The sequence below is a fragment of the Comamonas sp. A23 genome (assembly GCF_004522605.1).
Classification (GTDB): Bacteria; Pseudomonadota; Gammaproteobacteria; order Burkholderiales; family Burkholderiaceae_C; genus Comamonas; species Comamonas thiooxydans.
This window is the reverse complement of the sequence record NZ_RSDT01000005.1, coordinates 269231-284345: the sequence shown is the minus strand read 5'-3', so window position 1 is coordinate 284345 and position 15115 is coordinate 269231. Positions and strand designations below refer to the sequence as shown.

The window sequence follows — 15115 nt, the reverse complement described above, 5'->3', positions numbered from 1 at the left end:
AGCGAGAGCAGCAATGTCGAATGCACCAGAGCGCCGGGTCAAGATCGTGGAAGTCGGGCCACGCGACGGCCTGCAAAACGAAAAGCTGCCTGTGCCATTGCATGCCAAGGTCGAGCTGATCAACCAGCTCAGCCGCGCAGGCCTGCGCTTTATAGAAGCGGCTTCGTTTGTGTCGCCCAAATGGGTTCCGCAAATGGCCGGCAGCGCCGAAGTGATGACCTTGATCGAACGTAGCCCTGGAGTTTGCTACAGCGCATTGACGCCCAATCTGCAAGGACTGGAAGCTGCTCTGACTGCTCGCTGTGACGAGGTGGCGGTCTTTGGTGCGGCTTCGGAAACCTTCTCGCAACGCAATATCAATTGCAGCATTGCGCAGAGTCTGGATCGCTTCAGACCTGTGGTGAAGAGGGCGCTGGAGACCGGTGTCCCTGTGCGTGGCTATGTGTCCTGCGTGTTGGGTTGCCCCTATGAAGGTGATATTGCTGCAGAGGCGGTTTTGCAGGTTGCGCAAGAGCTTTTGGCCATGGGGTGCCATGAGATTTCTCTGGGCGATACGATTGGCCGCGGCTCGCCCAAGTCCACACGCAAGCTGTTGGAAGTCTGCCTCAGGGACCTTCCCAGCGCGCGCCTGGCGGGCCATTTTCACGATACCTATGGTATGGCGGAAGCCAATGTCTGCACTTCGCTGGAGATGGGACTGCGCATTTTCGACAGCTCTGTGGCGGGCCTGGGCGGCTGCCCCTATGCCCAAGGAGCTTCAGGCAATCTGGCCACCGAAAAGCTGGTCCATGCCTTGCATGCAATGGGCTATGAAACCGGCGTAGATATGTCCAGGGTTCAAGCTGCAGGTCGCTATATCCGACAAGTGTTGAGCGATTTGCATGGCCAGCAAGCGGTACAGCACTGAAACCTGCGCTCTACATAAACACCAGCGCAAAAAGGCCTTGAGATCTCAAATCTCTCGGCCTTTTTCTTTGAAGGCGTCAACGCCCGCTGTCAGAGCAAGTCTCGACCTCTGCACGCAAGTCTGCCATGCGCTGCAGCAGTCGTTGGTGTCTCTGAGATGAATTGCCTCGACCCGCCAGAAGCACTCACCAGAGAGAAGGCCTTCAAGGACTGCTCCTGGCCAAACTGCGACTGTCTCTGTTCGAACCAGCGCGAACATTGGTAGGTACTTTGCAGCCTTCAAGTTAAAGTGCAACTCAGTTCTGGATGAACGTCGCGGTACACCAATCGCCAACCAAGATTACAGGCCACTTCTGCAGGCGGCTAAGCTCAAACATCAGGCCACTCAAGATATGAAGCTAGGTTTTCACGCGAGCATCTGCGACGAGTCCACCCGAAGTCTCGCTGATGCACTTCGCCCGCTCTTTGACAAGCTATCTGAGCAACTCTCGGGCGAGTACGGCGGCCCAATGGAGCATCTTTGGATTGACGTAGAGTTGCTCGTAGGCTGGGCTAAGCCAGATGGCCACCCCCTACATACTTTTCGACTACAGAAGCGTGTCTCTGGCAGAGGCCATTTTGGTCTTCCAGCCATACCAGACAGGTTCAATGTTGGGCACTATAGCGTTCGACCAGATTTTTCGTTTTTGGCCACTCATTCAACTGAAGAGTCTGTATCGCACATAGTTCAACTCATTTATGAGTCTCTGGCGGCGCTCGAATCCAAGCGGCGCAGAGTTGGCGACTTCGACATTAGGCTACTTCGCGAACGCTTCGTGGATTCATGCAAAGAACTTGGCGTTTCGATTCAATCCAGCTAACCAGCCATCAAAGGTGCCGTCGCATTTCCGCGCAGTACCTGTGGCCTAACTGGCTGGTCAAGCCGAAACGCACAAGCTTCAGTTGCGTGTGCCCTCCGGCTTCGCACTACGGTGCGGCTTACCGCGAGCGTTGTTCTTCCGCATTGACGTTTTGATAGTGACTGCTTCTGGCTGTCTTTCGCCTCAATTATTGGGATGACTGGCTCATACTCGTCAACAGAGTCGATTGCGGTGCGCCTCCAGCGCCAGACAACTCACCTCTCCTCTTGCCGAGGGACAGTAAAACTAAGCGTCGCGGTATAGCGTACATCGGTATATTTCTTACCGCCCACAGTAACCACCGCATCATTGACACGAGCCGATACCTCAAGCACATACAGGCCAGGGAAAGACGGCGTGAAGCTCACCGTACCGTCCTTTGACGGGGTCAGTGAACGGCGCCACCCTTCCTCCGTTTCGATATTCACTTGGCTGGCTGCAACAGCTCGTCCCTTGAATATCAATCGAAAGGTGTTTCCGTCAGGGTGGGTAGGAACCAGCTCCAGGTCGTTCCTGGCCTGAATGTCCTGGCGACCGTAGCGAGCTTGATAGTAGGTAAGAACTCCATCATCGAACCCGGTTGCTGAGAAGCGCAGATCGCTGAAGGGCTTGGGAACAGCGATATGGTTGATCGCAGTCTGAATTGGCAATGATTTGCCATCAGCTTGCATTGCCTTGGGCTCCAGCAACGCAGGCAACTTGTCTAAAGGTTTGTGTAACTCTCCTACGTAGGCTCGGACCTCCGCCCCGTCGGGCTGCACCCAGAGATACTCCGCTTGTGCCTGTGCCTGTGCTGAACACCATAGGCCACTGATTAGCAGGCACAAAGCCATTCGATGAAATACAGGAAGCAATTGCACTCAGCGATCCTCATCTTGAAGGTTGTATCCAATCCGCTCGGCGTCTTGGCGCCTTTTGTATTTCTTCCTGTTCGACACAGAGCCTGCAGTCCAGGCCCTGCGTCGAACAGCACATAACAAAGGCTGGGCAGGCTTGTTGCCTGTCAGCGCGGAGTCTCTATCCGCCTTGCCCAGAATCAGTGGAAGTCCATCATTGGGAGCTCCAAGGCAGCGAAGTACCGACGTTCAACTTTGAATATCGGTATTCAGAAGTCATAACGCATTCCGACATTTACGCTGCGCGGAGCACCCCAGGTGTAGAACAAGCCTGCCGCGGTAAAGTTGGTGAGCCCGGCCATGTACTTCTTGTCCAGTGCATTGTTCACGTTCAGGCTGAACGACAGGTGCTTATCGACCTGATAGCGCGCCATCAGGTCCAGCACCGCATAACCCCTCTGCGACAAAGTGGCAGCGCTATTGCTCATCGAGGTCTTGCCCTGCCAGCGTGTGGCCGCTCCCACAGTCAGTCCCCGCAAAGAGCCTTGGTCAAAGCGATAGGTCGTGCCGAGCTTGAACTGGTACTTGGGATATTGACTGGCACTGGTGAGCGAGCTGCTTTGCTGCACCAGACTGCCCTGCGCTTGCCAGCCGCGCGCGAGCTCGCCCGCCAGCTCCAGCTCCCAGCCACGCCGCGTTGCAGACGAGACCGCACGGTAGGCCGTATTACCCGCAGGAGTGAGATCACCGCTTTCCTCTGCGGTGTTTTCCGTCTTCATCCAGAAGTGAGCGATGCTGGCGTTCAAGCGCTTGTCGAAAAATTCGGCCTTGGCGCCGACCTCATAAGTGTTGCCCTCCTCCGGTGCCAGCGTTGCACCCCGCGCATCCTGAGCCGTCTGCGGCTGGAAAATGCTGGCATAGCTTGCGTACAGCGACACGTTCGGCTGCACCTCGTAGACCAACCCAGCGTACGGGGTGATCACACCGTTCTCCTTCATGTCATAGTTCCACCAGTAGGGTGTGATGTCACGCTCTTCAAACCGTGTGACGCGTAACCCCGTGATCAACTGCAGAGGATCAGCCACCCGGAAGCGTCCGGCAGCATAGGCATAACGCTGCTTCTGACTGAATTTGTTGTTGCCGTAGTTCAAGACACTGAAATCAGGCTGAGGCAGCACCGCCCCACCCTGTGCCATGTTGATGCCGAGATTGCCTAGCGGCACCAGGTTCAACGCATTCAGCGGCAATTGCACATTGCTGTGAAAACGCGATACGCCTGCGCCGGCCAGAAGTTCATGCGAGCGGCCCAACAGCTCGAATGTCCCCTTCACATCGAGATTGATGCTCCAGTTATCGGTCTCCATGTTGCGCCATCGGCCGAAGCTTGCGCGGTCCTGATCGTAGAAGTAGCCAGCCTTCATATCGTCCATGGATACGTTCTGATGTGAAAACTTGAGCGTGGCTGTCCAGTCATCCGCCAGACGTTGCTCCAGACTGCCGAAGAGATTGAGACCTTTTTGGGAATATCCGCCCCAGGGGGCACCGGTGTTGAAAGAGCGCGGCATCCACGCCACCTCACCACCTGTTCGCGTGTAGCGCTGGATCGGCTGCGTAGTGCCGATGCCTTGTGCATCGCGTTCGCGATAAGTCATACCGAGGTTGAGGACTGTGCCGGGAGTGATGTCCGCTTCGAGTGCCCCGAACAGCATCTTGCTGCTGCTCTTTTCATGATCGCGGAATCCCCCTGCGTCCATGGCAGAAGCGACCAGACGCCCCCGTACCGTGCCCGCCTCGTTCAGTGGACCGCTCACATCGGCCTGTGTTCGATAAGTGTCCCAGCTCCCCGCATTGGCACGCACGCTGGCCTGAAATTCGCGAGTCGGGCGCTTACGGATCATGTTCACCGTGGCGCCATAGTCGCCTTTGCCGACAACCAGACCGGATGAACCCTTGAGGACCTCGATCCGGTCGATCTCCGCCATATCGTCGAGCGAAAACATGGTGCTGGTAAGGTAGTACCAGCCGCTGCTCAGCTGTGCCATGCCATCGGTCTGCAGGTTTACCTTTGCCCCACGCGCTTGAAAGTCGGTGGCATTGTTCTGCCTGTAGACGGCGATGCCAGGTGTCTGTTCCATCACATCGGTCAGCGTCTCCAGCTTGAAGTCATCCATGCGCTGACGCGTCATGACGGTCACGGATTGAGGTGTCTCGCGTAGCGAGAGATTCAGGCCCGTTGCCGTCCGGCTGGAACCCGTCTGGGTGTAGCTGCCGGTGCCCTCGGTAACGCCGTCCCTCTCGAGCTGTGCAGTCACCGTGACTGTGGCCAGCGATGCGGAATCATCATTTGACGCGATGGCCTTGATGATCAGGCCACCCCCTTGAGTTACGGCGACCAAACCGCTTCCAGCTAGCACCTGCTCCACTGCCTGCTTCAGCGTGAGTGCTCCATGGACGGGGCGCGCTGTCTTGCCTGCAACCAACGCGGGAGCAAACCCGATCGATGTGCCAGAGGCTGCTGCCAGCTCGTTGAGTGCGCTCCCCAATGGCTGGGAAGTGATCGAGAAACTGATGCTTTTTCCACTATCAGCAGCGGATTGCGCCTGCGCAATCATCGGGGAGAGGACTGCCAGGGCTGCGGCCAAAGCAAGAGGAGCGGGCTGGAAATGAGGCTGCGTGAAGCGCATGGAGAGGGATTCCGAACGTCGAGTAATGAATGAAAAATGAAACTCACTACTCTTTAAGACGCATCAGATCACCAGAAATACACCCCTAGTCCGAAAAAATTCGAAATGGCCGTATCGAGCCTGAAAGTGCTCAATGCGCACTGACGATTTCAGTCTTCCCCGATGACATGCTGACCAGCTTCACAGGCAGGATCTGGGTCAGCATGCGCGCAAACTCCCCTGGTCTATCAATCTGGTAGCTGCCGCCGATGGTCATTGCAGCGACCGCAGGGTCGCGGATCTCCAGGCCCGTTGGAGCATAGCGCTCCAGTTCTAGCAATGCATCAGCCAGTGAGGTGTTATCAAAACGCACCAAGCCCTTGCGCCAAAGGGCGACACTGCCGGGAGAAACACTGGCTACCTGGCCTAACACCCCATTGGATGACACCCTCAGGCCTTGTCCTGCCAGCAATTCGACAGGCAGATCAGCCTTCGCGCTGGCGGTGCTGTAGGAACTGGCGACCCGTACATGGCCCTTCTCCACCGAAACATTGACAGCCCCGGCATCGGCCCCCTGGTTACGATAGCGAACGGAAAATCGTGTCCCGAGTACCGTGACACGCGCAGGCCCAGCGAGGACATGAAATGGCTTCTTGGGATCGGCGGCAACCGAGAACATGATTTGTCCATCCGCAATCCGCACTTCTCGGCGGTCGCGGTACATGGTGACCTGAGCCTGGGTGTCAGTGTCCATGGCGAGCTCGGTGCCATCTGGCAAGGTAACAAGCCTTTGCTGCCCCTTCTGCGCAACATAGCTGCTCTCGAATGTCGGCTGCAGCATCCATTGATGCCATCCAATCCCTGCCACAAAGACCGCAGCACAACAGGCAGCGACCAAGGCAGAGCGCGGCTGCATCCAGTTCAACAGAGCGCCTGCGCGCACCCATACTTCCATCGCCTTCGGCTTCGCGGGCTCCCCGCCAGACTGCGCAGAAGATCCGCCACTTGCAATGACTTCGCTCTTGAACGAGGAGCGTGCTTTTGCAACCCTGTCGGCAGGAGCAGAACGCAGTACCGCCATGTCTTGGGTCAGATGACGAAACGCCGTGTCATGCGCAGCATCCTCAGCCAACCACTGACGCAGGGCTTCATGCTCGCTCTCGCTCAAACCTTGCTCCCAGCGAGAGTGCCATTCGACGGCAGCCACATCTACCGGATTCTGTCGACTGAAAAAATCCGCAAGCTCGCGCGCTTCCGCAGCCTCGTCAAAGGAGGCTGGCACATTGCGCTGGGATGCAAAAGAGTGACTCATCTTAGGGATACGGATGCGCGGGGCGGGGCAAAAATTCACCCTCGGCGAAACAGCTACGCAAAACGCACGCGAATTTGCGATCACTCGACATTATCAAGTTCCATTCTGCGCGCAGCACAAGCAAGTTTTCCGCGGCTGATGTACTGATTCACCATGCTCAGCGACACCCCCATCCGCTCTGCAATTTCCTTGTTGGGCAACTCATCGAAGATGTACATGCAGAAGGCATCACGACACCGAGGCGGCAGCCCCTCGATAGTGTCAAGATACGCTTGAATGCTCTGAGACGATGCATAGGCATGCTCGGGCTGCAGATGCAGAGGACTCGCAGGCTGATCCAGCTCCTCCAATGAATCGATACTTTGATGCTGGCGCACCTCAGCCCGTCTATCCATATCGATTTTGGCGCGCAAGGCCACCTGCCTCAGCAATGCACCTGGCTCAAGAATGACCTGCCCCTTCTGCTGCATGGAAAGCACACGGGCATAGCTTTCCTGCGCCAAGTCAGCCGCAGTATCGCGGTCTCTCACTTTGCGCATGCAGAAATTCAACAGGTCTCTGTAGTAGCGGGTCAGCACGATCCAAAAAGCCAGTAGCAATGAGTGAGGTCGAACGTGCGCGGCGATAAGACAGCTCTGGAGCCCAGGCGCAAAGAGTTGCGATCAACTACACGGCAAAATTATAAATTGTTAATGCGACTTATTCTCAATAAATGCATCCGATGTGATGCGAACTGCGGGTACTGGTCGGTCGTGACCTCTATTCGGCTCAATGTCGACCGGCATACCTGATGAGCACCGACAGCAAGCCGCCGTTCGGAAATCTGCGGTGGCCGGCTGCTAGTGGCCGATAGCTGCCAACCGACAGAAACCCGGAGCCAGGCTGGTGCCGCTTCAACTACTCTCCAAGGTGCCGGTGTCAGCAGTCGCTCCATCTCTTTCATTTACTCAACCTGCCACTGGTCGATACACAACTTTCAGCCTCTGCGCACCACACGCTTCTATTGCGTGGACGATCAAAGAAAAGACCGTTGCATGTCTCAATCCAAACAGAGCACATCCAGGCTGGAGGCGTGTACAGAGCGCAGCGACTTGATGGCTGCGCCTCCAAAGAAGAGCAAAGCACCAAGTTGGACTGATCTGAAAAAGCCAGCTCCTGAAGGCAGACGTTCACTAACCGGTAATGAATGAACTACGTGGCCATCAGCTCGGATTACCGCTCTGCCATCATGAAGTTTGACGGCTTGCTCCCGAGCCTCTTGCGAAACATCGTGGAGAAGGCACCCGGACTGTCATAGCCCAGTTGAAGCGCCACCGTTGTCACCGAATCACCGCACCCCAGTTTGGACATTGCAAAAAGAAGACATGCCTGGCTTCTCCACTCTGAAAACGATATTCCGGTTTGCGAGCGAAAGAACCGGCTGAAGGTGCGTTCACTCTGGTGTAGCTGCTGCGCCCAGGCCAGTGGCGACAAGCGCACGTCGGGCTGGTGAAGGAAAGCAATGCATAGAGTCGCCAGTCGTTCATCCCGCGGTAGCGGCGCAAAGAACGGCAGTGTTTCTGCGCGGCCGACCTCCAGCAGCAGAAGCGACATCAGCACGCCATCGCGACCGCGCTCGTCATATAGCGCCGGCAAGTCGATGGCTTCGATAAGCAGCTGCCGTAACAGCGGGGACACGGCCAGCACCTCGCAATGCGATTGGCTCCGTGGCACCTCGTCAGGCTCAATGTACAGGCTTCGAGTATTGACTCCCACCATCCTCACCCTGTGCGGCTTGCCTGCTGGAATCCACACACCACAGTGGGGAGGTATCACCCAGGCGCCATCGTCAGTACCGACCTCCATCAATCCGGTCGCGCCATAGAGGAACTGTGCCCGGCGATGGCTATGAGTATCCAGAACGGTGCCAGGCGCGTAGTCGGTGCCAATGGCCACAACGGCACGAGGCGTGGCATCGAGGGAGTTCAGTGATTGATTGCGCACAGCGAGACTGCAAGGAGCGAATGGCCGAAATGCAGATATTGTTGACCAAACATCGAAAGCGCGCCACTCCAGAGCAATCTACTGTGACGACTCCTGCATCATTGGAGTTTTTCGTGTCCTTGTATTTGTTGTTGGCAGTCTGCGGATGTGTGACAGGCGTCACTACCGTTCTCTTTGGTTTCGGTGGCGGATTCGTGGTGGTTCCGCTGCTGTACCGCTTGCTGTCTGCACCGAACGCCCCAGGCAGCGCAGTGGGGCAGTCAGCCATGCAGATTGCCGTTGCAACATCCACCTGCGTAATGGTCTTCGGTGCGCTCCTCGCAACGTGGCGTCACCAACGGGCAGGAACAGTGGATTGGACGAATGTCAGACCTTTGCTGGGTCCCATTGGCGCGGGGGCCGTACTTGGCGCACTTGCGGCAACCGTTGTTCAAAGCGAATGGCTGCGTTGGGCCTTTGCGGCATATCTGGTGCTGACCATCCTGGACTGCTGGTTGAGGCCTGGGTTTCTTGCTCAGCCCGTGGCAAAGCAGCACCGCCATGGGCCGCTGGCGAATGCATTGTCCGGACTGGTGATCGGGTGGGTTGCTGCATTGCTAGGGGTCGGCGGCAGCGTGATGACCGTTCCCCTGATGCGCCGCCGTGGAATCGAAATGACACGAGCAACCGCCATGGCGAATCCGCTATCACTGCCGGTCGCGCTGGCAGGGACAGGGACTTACATCGTCCTGTCCACTCAATCTCCTTTACCTCTTGGGGAGTGGCACCTCGGCTATATCGACATACGAGCTGCTGCTGTGCTCGTGGCCGGCTCCTGGATTGGTATCCGTGCAGCATCGCTTTGGATCGGGCGCATTCCAGACCGAGTTCACGCGAAGGTCTATTTGGGACTGTTGATCGCCGTTCTTTTGGCCATGGTGACAACATGACCGAGATCTACTCTGCCTTCATCCCGAACGTCGGCTTGTGAGCGAAAGCTCTATTTCGCCAGAGCCCCTGAAGCAGTCTTCAGCCGACTTGCTGCGCGCATCGAACGTCTGCTGACGCAGGCGTCTATAGAACCTGCACTAGCGGCCATTGGCATTCGTTCGGGTGAGAAGCCTGAACGATCTACCAAGAGCCGCATGGGTGATATGGCCTGATGAGGCTTCTGATACAGGTATGGCTCAGGCAGTAAATCGCTTCAGAATCAACGACGCATTTACACCACCGAAACCAAATCCATTGAGCATGGCGTGCTCTATTGCATGAGCACGCGCACTCCCGGCGATCAGGTCCAGGCCGTCCGCCAGAGGATCTGGATGCTCCAGATTGAGCACGGGTGGCGCGATCTGGTCGCGCAAGGCCAATACGGTGAAGATCGCAGCAGCTCCGCCTGCAGCTCCCAGCATGTGACCCACGGCTGATTTGGTGGCCGTGATGGAGGGGCCGGTATCTGCTCCAAACACTTGACGAATGGCTGCCAGCTCTCCCCGGTCACCCACGGGAGTGGAGGTTGCGTGAGCATTCAGGTGTTGAATATCACGAGCGTGCAACTGTGCCTGTCGCAACGCGGCGCACATCGATCGCGCTGCGCCTGATCCATCTTCTGGACCTGAGGTGACATGGTATGCATCGGCAGAGGTGCCATAGCCCACGACCTCGGCCAGCGGCCTGGCGCCGCGCGCCAATGCATGATCCAGTGCCTCCAGCACCAGCAGGCCAGCACCTTCGGCCATGACAAAACCGTCCCGTGCCTGATCGAAAGGTCGGGAAGCTTTCGCGGGATCGCCGCCGCAGAAAGTGGTCACTGCTTTTGCCGCAGCAAAGCTGCCGAGCGCAACTCGGTCAATCGTGGCTTCGCTGCCACCGCAAAGCGCCATGTCTGCTTCGTCATTGCGAATCAGACGTGCCGCATCGCCAATGGCCTGGATGCTGGCTGCACAAGCCGTCACCGGAGCACCCAACGGCCCCTTGAGCTGGTGCCTGATTGACACCTGTCCCGAAGCCAGATTGGCCAGGAACGCCGGTACGGTGAAAGGCGACAAGCGCTGCGGCCCTTTGCCATCCGTGGTTCGCACCGCTTCAGCAATGGTGCTGAAGCCGCCCACGCCGGAGCCGATGATAGTCGCCGCGCGCTCCTGTTGCTCGACGCCTGGATGAGCCCATTGCGCGTGCGCCAAAGCCTGGTCTGCTGCCCCCAATGCAAATGCGATGAAACGATCCATGCGGCGTAGCTCCTTGGCCGAGATCACGGCTTCAGGGCTCCACCCGGCTTGCGGATCCTCCTCCAGGCCTGGCACCCGTCCGGCGATGGAGACGCCTGTGCCCTCACCCACACCGGCGCTCAAGGCACGTACCCCGGACTGGCCGGCCAGCAGGCGCTGCCAGGCCAGCTCCACATTGCACCCTAGAGGAGAGACCAAGCCCAAACCGGTGATGACTACCCGACGACCCATGCTGCACCTTCCGCTATTGAACCCAGGAGCTGAGCCCAACTTTATTGATGATGATCGCAATCATAAATGCGTTTTGATGATGAGTATCATCTAACGTATGAAAGTGAGCAAAGCACAGGCCGCCGAGAACCGCGAAGGAATCGTGGATGCCGCTGCGCGCCTTTATCGAGAAAAGGGCCTGGATGGCGTGGGCGTGGCAGAGATCACACGCGATGCGGGCTTGACACATGGCGGGCTGTACCGGCACTTCGAGTCCAAGGATGCTCTCGCACGCGAGGCCTGCCTGCGTGCATTTGAGTGGACCATCACGCCGCTAGACGGATTGGAGTCCTCGGAGGCGGATGGCGCGCCTGCCACCAGACTCCGCGCGCTGGTGCATGGCTATCTTTCTGCGGCGCATCGCGATCACCCCGGAGAGGGCTGCCCCGCTGCGGCATTGGCAGCAGATGCAGCAAGAGCGGGGCCTGAGATGTCGGAGGTTTTTGCCCAGGGAGTGGAACGCAATATCCAGCGCTTTATGAGCGTGCTCCAAGGTGATGACGCGGCCAAACGTACTCAGACTATCGTGACCCTCAGCAGCATGGTTGGCGCCCTGGTTCTCGCTCGTGCCACGGCAGCGGGCAACCCGGCGCTTTCTGAAGAAATATTGGCAAGCTTGCGGGAGCAGTTAGCCCCGTAGTCGCCCGAATCAGGCATGCGCTCGCACATTTGATGCGCATCTCAATTTTGGGCGTGGTGGCTGTCACGGTCTGGCCCGGGTCGCACTGGATATCCAGACCGTGGGAGCACCAGCGCAAGTCGCTGTGCGCCGCATCAACACGGCCTTCCTGCGAGCGGGCCGACTGGCGCCGGTGCGGCGCCCTGGCTATAGCAGAGAGCGGCTTGTGCCGCCGCTGTCGTTCAGAAAGCGCCGTATTCGCTCAACTTCTTGCTGAACCTGAAGGTCCACAGTCGCTGCGCGCGATCGTTGACGTCATTGGTGGTAAAGCGCAGGCTCGCCGCGCCCTTGGCGCACTTGCCATCGTTCACGATCTTGCCGTCGGCATCCACCATGCATTTGGTGACGTCCGAGCCTTCGATCTCCTTGCCGCTGGTGTCCAGCACGGCCAGCGAGACACCGAAGTCGGTGTCGTTGGTCAGCGCCAAGGTGTAGTCATCGACCAGTGCCAAACCCTCGGCCTTCTCGGCCACCCAGCCGGTGGCGTTCAAGTTGAAGAGCCGGGTCTTCTTGAGCGGAACTACCTTGGAATAGTCCGAGCCATTGACCGGCTTGCCGGTCAGGCTGCTCTTTTCCAGGTCGGAGCCCTGCGCTGTGATGTCGGTAGCGTTGGCCGGAAACTCGATCAGCACCAGATCGTTAAAGACTTTTTTGTCTTTGCCCGTGCCTTGCTCGATGGCGATGAACTTCCCGTTGCCCAGCGAGACCACATCACCTAGCTTGGCGTTGCCGGTCCTGCCCTGGCCGTACCAGCTGCCGTCCACGGGCAATGCAAACAAACGGGTTTTCTCGGTAGTCGGGTCAAACTCCACCCAGCGCACAAAGCGGGCGTAGTCGCGCACGTTTTCCGACTTGCCGGTCGCATCGGGAACGACAGCAGTGGTGTAGTCGGCCTTGCCGTCGTTCAGCGGACTTTGCAGGAAACCGTGCAGCTTGCCGCTGGCCACATCGATGCTCAGCCCTTCCATGCCACGGTTGGCGCGGCGTTTGGCGAGGATGGCAGGCAGATCGGCCGCGCCAGTACCGGGCTTGTATTTCTTCAGGATGATGCCGGTAGCCGGGTCGATCTTCACGATGAAGGGGCCGTATTCGTCGGAAACCCACAGCACATTGCGTGCTGCATCCACCACCACGGATTCGGTGTCCAGGCCGAATTCACTATAGCCCTTGGCCTTGCCGGGATAGGTGAAGGAGTCGTCCAGAACTTGCTCGCCCGTGTTGCCTGTGATGCCCCGTGGCTGCACACGACCATTGGCGTTCTGCGCGGCACTGAACTTGACCGGCAGGGTCGAGACGAGCCTGGCTCCATCCTTGCCGAGGGTGATCACGCCGATGGACGGCGTGAAGTCGGGCGAAGGAAACACCGTGGAACTGGCGAAGCCTGTGGGGTTGGAGCCGTCGGTGATCTGCGTGACCGGACCGGTGGTGGCGTTCGGGCCGCGATCGGTGATGGCGTAGAACTCCAGCGTGCCGTCGGCGCGCCTGCCTTTCAAGGCCAGGCCCGAACCATAGGCCGGCAGAAAACCCTTGGGGAAATCGGCCTTGGTGGCGGAGTGGCGACCTTCGTAAGGGAAATAGAACTTGTCGTCGAACTGTACGTCCTGACGCGTGACGACGGCGCTGATGCTGCCGACGCCGGTGGTCTGCACGACCGTCTCGGGGCTGGCGACCTGGAACGGGCGGGTGTCGGCGCAGGCGCTCAGCAAGGCAACCGCGGCGGCGGTCGCAGCCATCAGGCAGGATGAAGAAGTGAGGTGGCGCATGGCAAGTATGGCTTGAGAGGAAGATGGAAGTCCCCGAAAGCAAGCCCGACGAGGCAAAGCCCTGCTCGACCTTGGAGACTTCTTTGCGCAAAGAGGCGTTGTGCCGCTCAGAACGAGTGGCTGATGCCGATATCCACACCAGTCGACCCGGTGTTGGCGACACCTGCAGGACCTCCGATTAGGCCAATGCTGGCGCCATTCTTGTTGTTGACACGCGCAATCCCGGCGTACATGGAGGTGCGCTTGGAGAAGTCGTAGACATATCCGACCGAATACTTGTCGGTCTTGCCACCGCTGCGCGTGAGGGCTGTGGCGTTACCGCTGAACTTGGCGCTGGCGTACTTGACGCGGAAGCTACCGGGCCCCACGGGGATGGTAGCGCCCAGGTAGAAGCCGTCCACCTTCCCGGAGGTTGCGCCGCTGGCGGGTTTCCACTTCAAGCTGTTGTATCCGCCATTGAGCACGAAGCTGCCGAAGTTGTATGAAGCGCCCAGCGCCAAGTCTTCAAGATCGCTGGTGGCGGCGATGGCGCTGGGCGAAGTCACAGCGGCAGTGCCGTCGATCTTGCCGTAGCCGATACCCACGTTCAGCGGGCCAGAGCGATAGCCCAGGTTACCGCCTACGTATCTGCGGGCCTTGCTTGCGCCAGAGTTGGAGGCGTTTTCATCACCAAAGGAAACCGAGAACTGGCCATAGACACCGCCCAGGTTGCGCGGCAGAAAGTAGCCCACGGAGTTGCTGATGCGCGTGCGATCCACCGTGCCGCTTTGGCTGGCGGCGTTATACGCAGTCTGGCGGATCGTCTGGAACAGATTGGCCTGCACGCCGGTGGTGGTATCAGGGCCCCCGAACGCGGTGAAGATGTTGTAGCTGGGGGTGTAGTCGCGACCCAGGCGGATTTCACCCCAGGAATTGTTGATCAGTCCGATAGTGGAACGGCGCTCGAAACCCAAAGAGCCGCTGCTGCCGCCACTACCGGTGTCAGGGCTGAGGCCACCTTCGAGCCAGAACTGAGCCTGGTTGCCGCCGCCGAGGTCTTCGGTGCCGCGAAAGCCGATCAGGCTGGTCTTGCCTTGGCTGGAGTTCAGAGCATTGAGCCTGTTGCCGCCGGACTTGGCACTGGTGATGCCGACGTCCACTACGCCAAAAATGGTGATGGAAGACTGTGCCAGGGCCAGGCTGGATGAAGAGGCTAGGAATGAGCCAACCACGACTGCCAGGGTGCGCGAACACGTTTTATGATTTTTCATTGGCGAGATACGAACGGAACTTATCAGAGGGAATGGCGGTGGCTCTCTTGCAACCGCCACCGAAACTCTAAGCAACACATAAGTACTTTTCGTGACGTTTGTACTGTGTGACATGAAAGTAACAGCAGCGGTGCATGCGCAGAGTTAGCTACCAGCAGCCCCTGGCCGGACTGCGGCAGTCGCAGATCAACCCGTTGCGGTCGTTCAAGTGCCAATGTCCATGCCTGCTATGCAGCGCTTACCGGCTGGTGCACACATGCGCGCTAGCCGGATGCATGGAAAAAGGCGCCTGAATAAAAACCGACGAGGCACATCCAGCGCCTGGAAAAGCTCAGCCGGCCGCGCGA

Annotated in this window: 11 protein-coding genes and 1 pseudogene; 3 read left to right on the top strand and 9 right to left on the bottom strand. The window is 58.4% G+C overall.

Annotation, left to right across the window (positions count from 1 at the left end):
- Positions 1-13: 13 nt before the first annotated feature.
- On the top strand, positions 14-907 hold the full coding sequence (locus tag EIC84_RS14265; protein WP_003066595.1) for a hydroxymethylglutaryl-CoA lyase: 894 nt from the start codon (positions 14-16) through the stop codon (positions 905-907).
- A gap of 1113 nt (positions 908-2020) precedes the next feature.
- On the opposite strand, the gene EIC84_RS14260 is transcribed toward EIC84_RS14265, so the two are convergent.
- The 5 genes from EIC84_RS14260 to EIC84_RS14240 all read right to left on the bottom strand — a co-directional run bounded on the left by EIC84_RS14260 (position 2021) and on the right by EIC84_RS14240 (position 8599).
- A complete protein-coding gene (locus EIC84_RS14260; protein ID WP_003066599.1) occupies positions 2021-2638 on the bottom strand; it encodes a hypothetical protein in 618 nt (205 codons plus the stop codon).
- A gap of 272 nt (positions 2639-2910) precedes the next feature.
- Positions 2911-5325, bottom strand: a complete 2415-nt coding sequence (locus tag EIC84_RS14255; RefSeq protein ID WP_003066601.1) for a TonB-dependent receptor — start codon at positions 5323-5325, stop codon at positions 2911-2913.
- A gap of 130 nt (positions 5326-5455) precedes the next feature.
- Complete coding sequence (locus tag EIC84_RS14250) at positions 5456-6616, bottom strand: FecR family protein (protein WP_003066602.1); 1161 nt, start codon at positions 6614-6616, stop codon at positions 5456-5458.
- Positions 6617-6696: 80 nt separating this feature from the next.
- A complete protein-coding gene (locus tag EIC84_RS14245; protein WP_034362310.1) occupies positions 6697-7194 on the bottom strand; it encodes an RNA polymerase sigma factor in 498 nt (165 codons plus the stop codon).
- A 634-nt stretch (positions 7195-7828) separates the two neighbouring features.
- Complete coding sequence (locus EIC84_RS14240; RefSeq protein WP_003066607.1) at positions 7829-8599, bottom strand: helix-turn-helix domain-containing protein; 771 nt, start codon at positions 8597-8599, stop codon at positions 7829-7831.
- A 20-nt stretch (positions 8600-8619) separates the two neighbouring features.
- On the opposite strand from EIC84_RS14240, the gene EIC84_RS14235 reads away from it, so the two are divergent.
- Entirely contained in the window at positions 8620-9528 is a 909-nt protein-coding gene (locus EIC84_RS14235; protein ID WP_003066609.1) for a sulfite exporter TauE/SafE family protein, read from the top strand.
- A 237-nt stretch (positions 9529-9765) separates the two neighbouring features.
- Here the strand turns inward: EIC84_RS14235 and fabF are convergent, their stop codons facing one another.
- Complete coding sequence (gene fabF, locus EIC84_RS14230; RefSeq protein ID WP_080554168.1) at positions 9766-11037, bottom strand: beta-ketoacyl-ACP synthase II; 1272 nt, start codon at positions 11035-11037, stop codon at positions 9766-9768.
- Positions 11038-11134: 97 nt separating this feature from the next.
- Between fabF and EIC84_RS14225 the strand changes: the two genes are divergently transcribed.
- Positions 11135-11716, top strand: coding sequence for a TetR/AcrR family transcriptional regulator (locus EIC84_RS14225; protein ID WP_003066613.1), 582 nt, complete (start codon positions 11135-11137; stop codon positions 11714-11716).
- 46 nt (positions 11717-11762) lie between these two features.
- Here the strand turns inward: EIC84_RS14225 and EIC84_RS26335 are convergent.
- The 3 genes and pseudogenes from EIC84_RS26335 to EIC84_RS14210 form a co-directional block, all read right to left on the bottom strand.
- Positions 11763-11906: pseudogene (locus tag EIC84_RS26335) on the bottom strand (IS3 family transposase); the annotation flags it as partial.
- 31 nt (positions 11907-11937) lie between these two features.
- Positions 11938-13518, bottom strand: a complete 1581-nt coding sequence (locus tag EIC84_RS14215) for an esterase-like activity of phytase family protein (RefSeq protein WP_003066615.1) — start codon at positions 13516-13518, stop codon at positions 11938-11940.
- Positions 13519-13625: 107 nt separating this feature from the next.
- Positions 13626-14768, bottom strand: a complete 1143-nt coding sequence (locus EIC84_RS14210) for a porin (protein ID WP_003066617.1) — start codon at positions 14766-14768, stop codon at positions 13626-13628.
- Positions 14769-15115: the final 347 nt, after the last annotated feature.

What these genes read in the sequence shown, in the direction of transcription:
- EIC84_RS14225 (WP_003066613.1), top strand. Translation starts at nt 11,135, where the DNA reads ATGAAAGTGAGCAAAGCACAGGCCGCCGAGAACCGCGAAGGAATCGTG.
- EIC84_RS14250 (WP_003066602.1), bottom strand. Translation starts at nt 6,616, where the DNA reads ATGAGTCACTCTTTTGCATCCCAGCGCAATGTGCCAGCCTCCTTTGAC.
- fabF (WP_080554168.1), bottom strand. Translation starts at nt 11,037, where the DNA reads ATGGGTCGTCGGGTAGTCATCACCGGTTTGGGCTTGGTCTCTCCTCTA.
- EIC84_RS14260 (WP_003066599.1), bottom strand. Translation starts at nt 2,638, where the DNA reads ATGGCTTTGTGCCTGCTAATCAGTGGCCTATGGTGTTCAGCACAGGCA.
- EIC84_RS14210 (WP_003066617.1), bottom strand. Translation starts at nt 14,768, where the DNA reads ATGAAAAATCATAAAACGTGTTCGCGCACCCTGGCAGTCGTGGTTGGC.
- EIC84_RS14255 (WP_003066601.1), bottom strand. Translation starts at nt 5,325, where the DNA reads ATGCGCTTCACGCAGCCTCATTTCCAGCCCGCTCCTCTTGCTTTGGCC.
- EIC84_RS14215 (WP_003066615.1), bottom strand. Translation starts at nt 13,518, where the DNA reads ATGCGCCACCTCACTTCTTCATCCTGCCTGATGGCTGCGACCGCCGCC.
- EIC84_RS14265 (WP_003066595.1), top strand. Translation starts at nt 14, where the DNA reads ATGTCGAATGCACCAGAGCGCCGGGTCAAGATCGTGGAAGTCGGGCCA.
- EIC84_RS14235 (WP_003066609.1), top strand. Translation starts at nt 8,620, where the DNA reads ATGGCCGAAATGCAGATATTGTTGACCAAACATCGAAAGCGCGCCACT.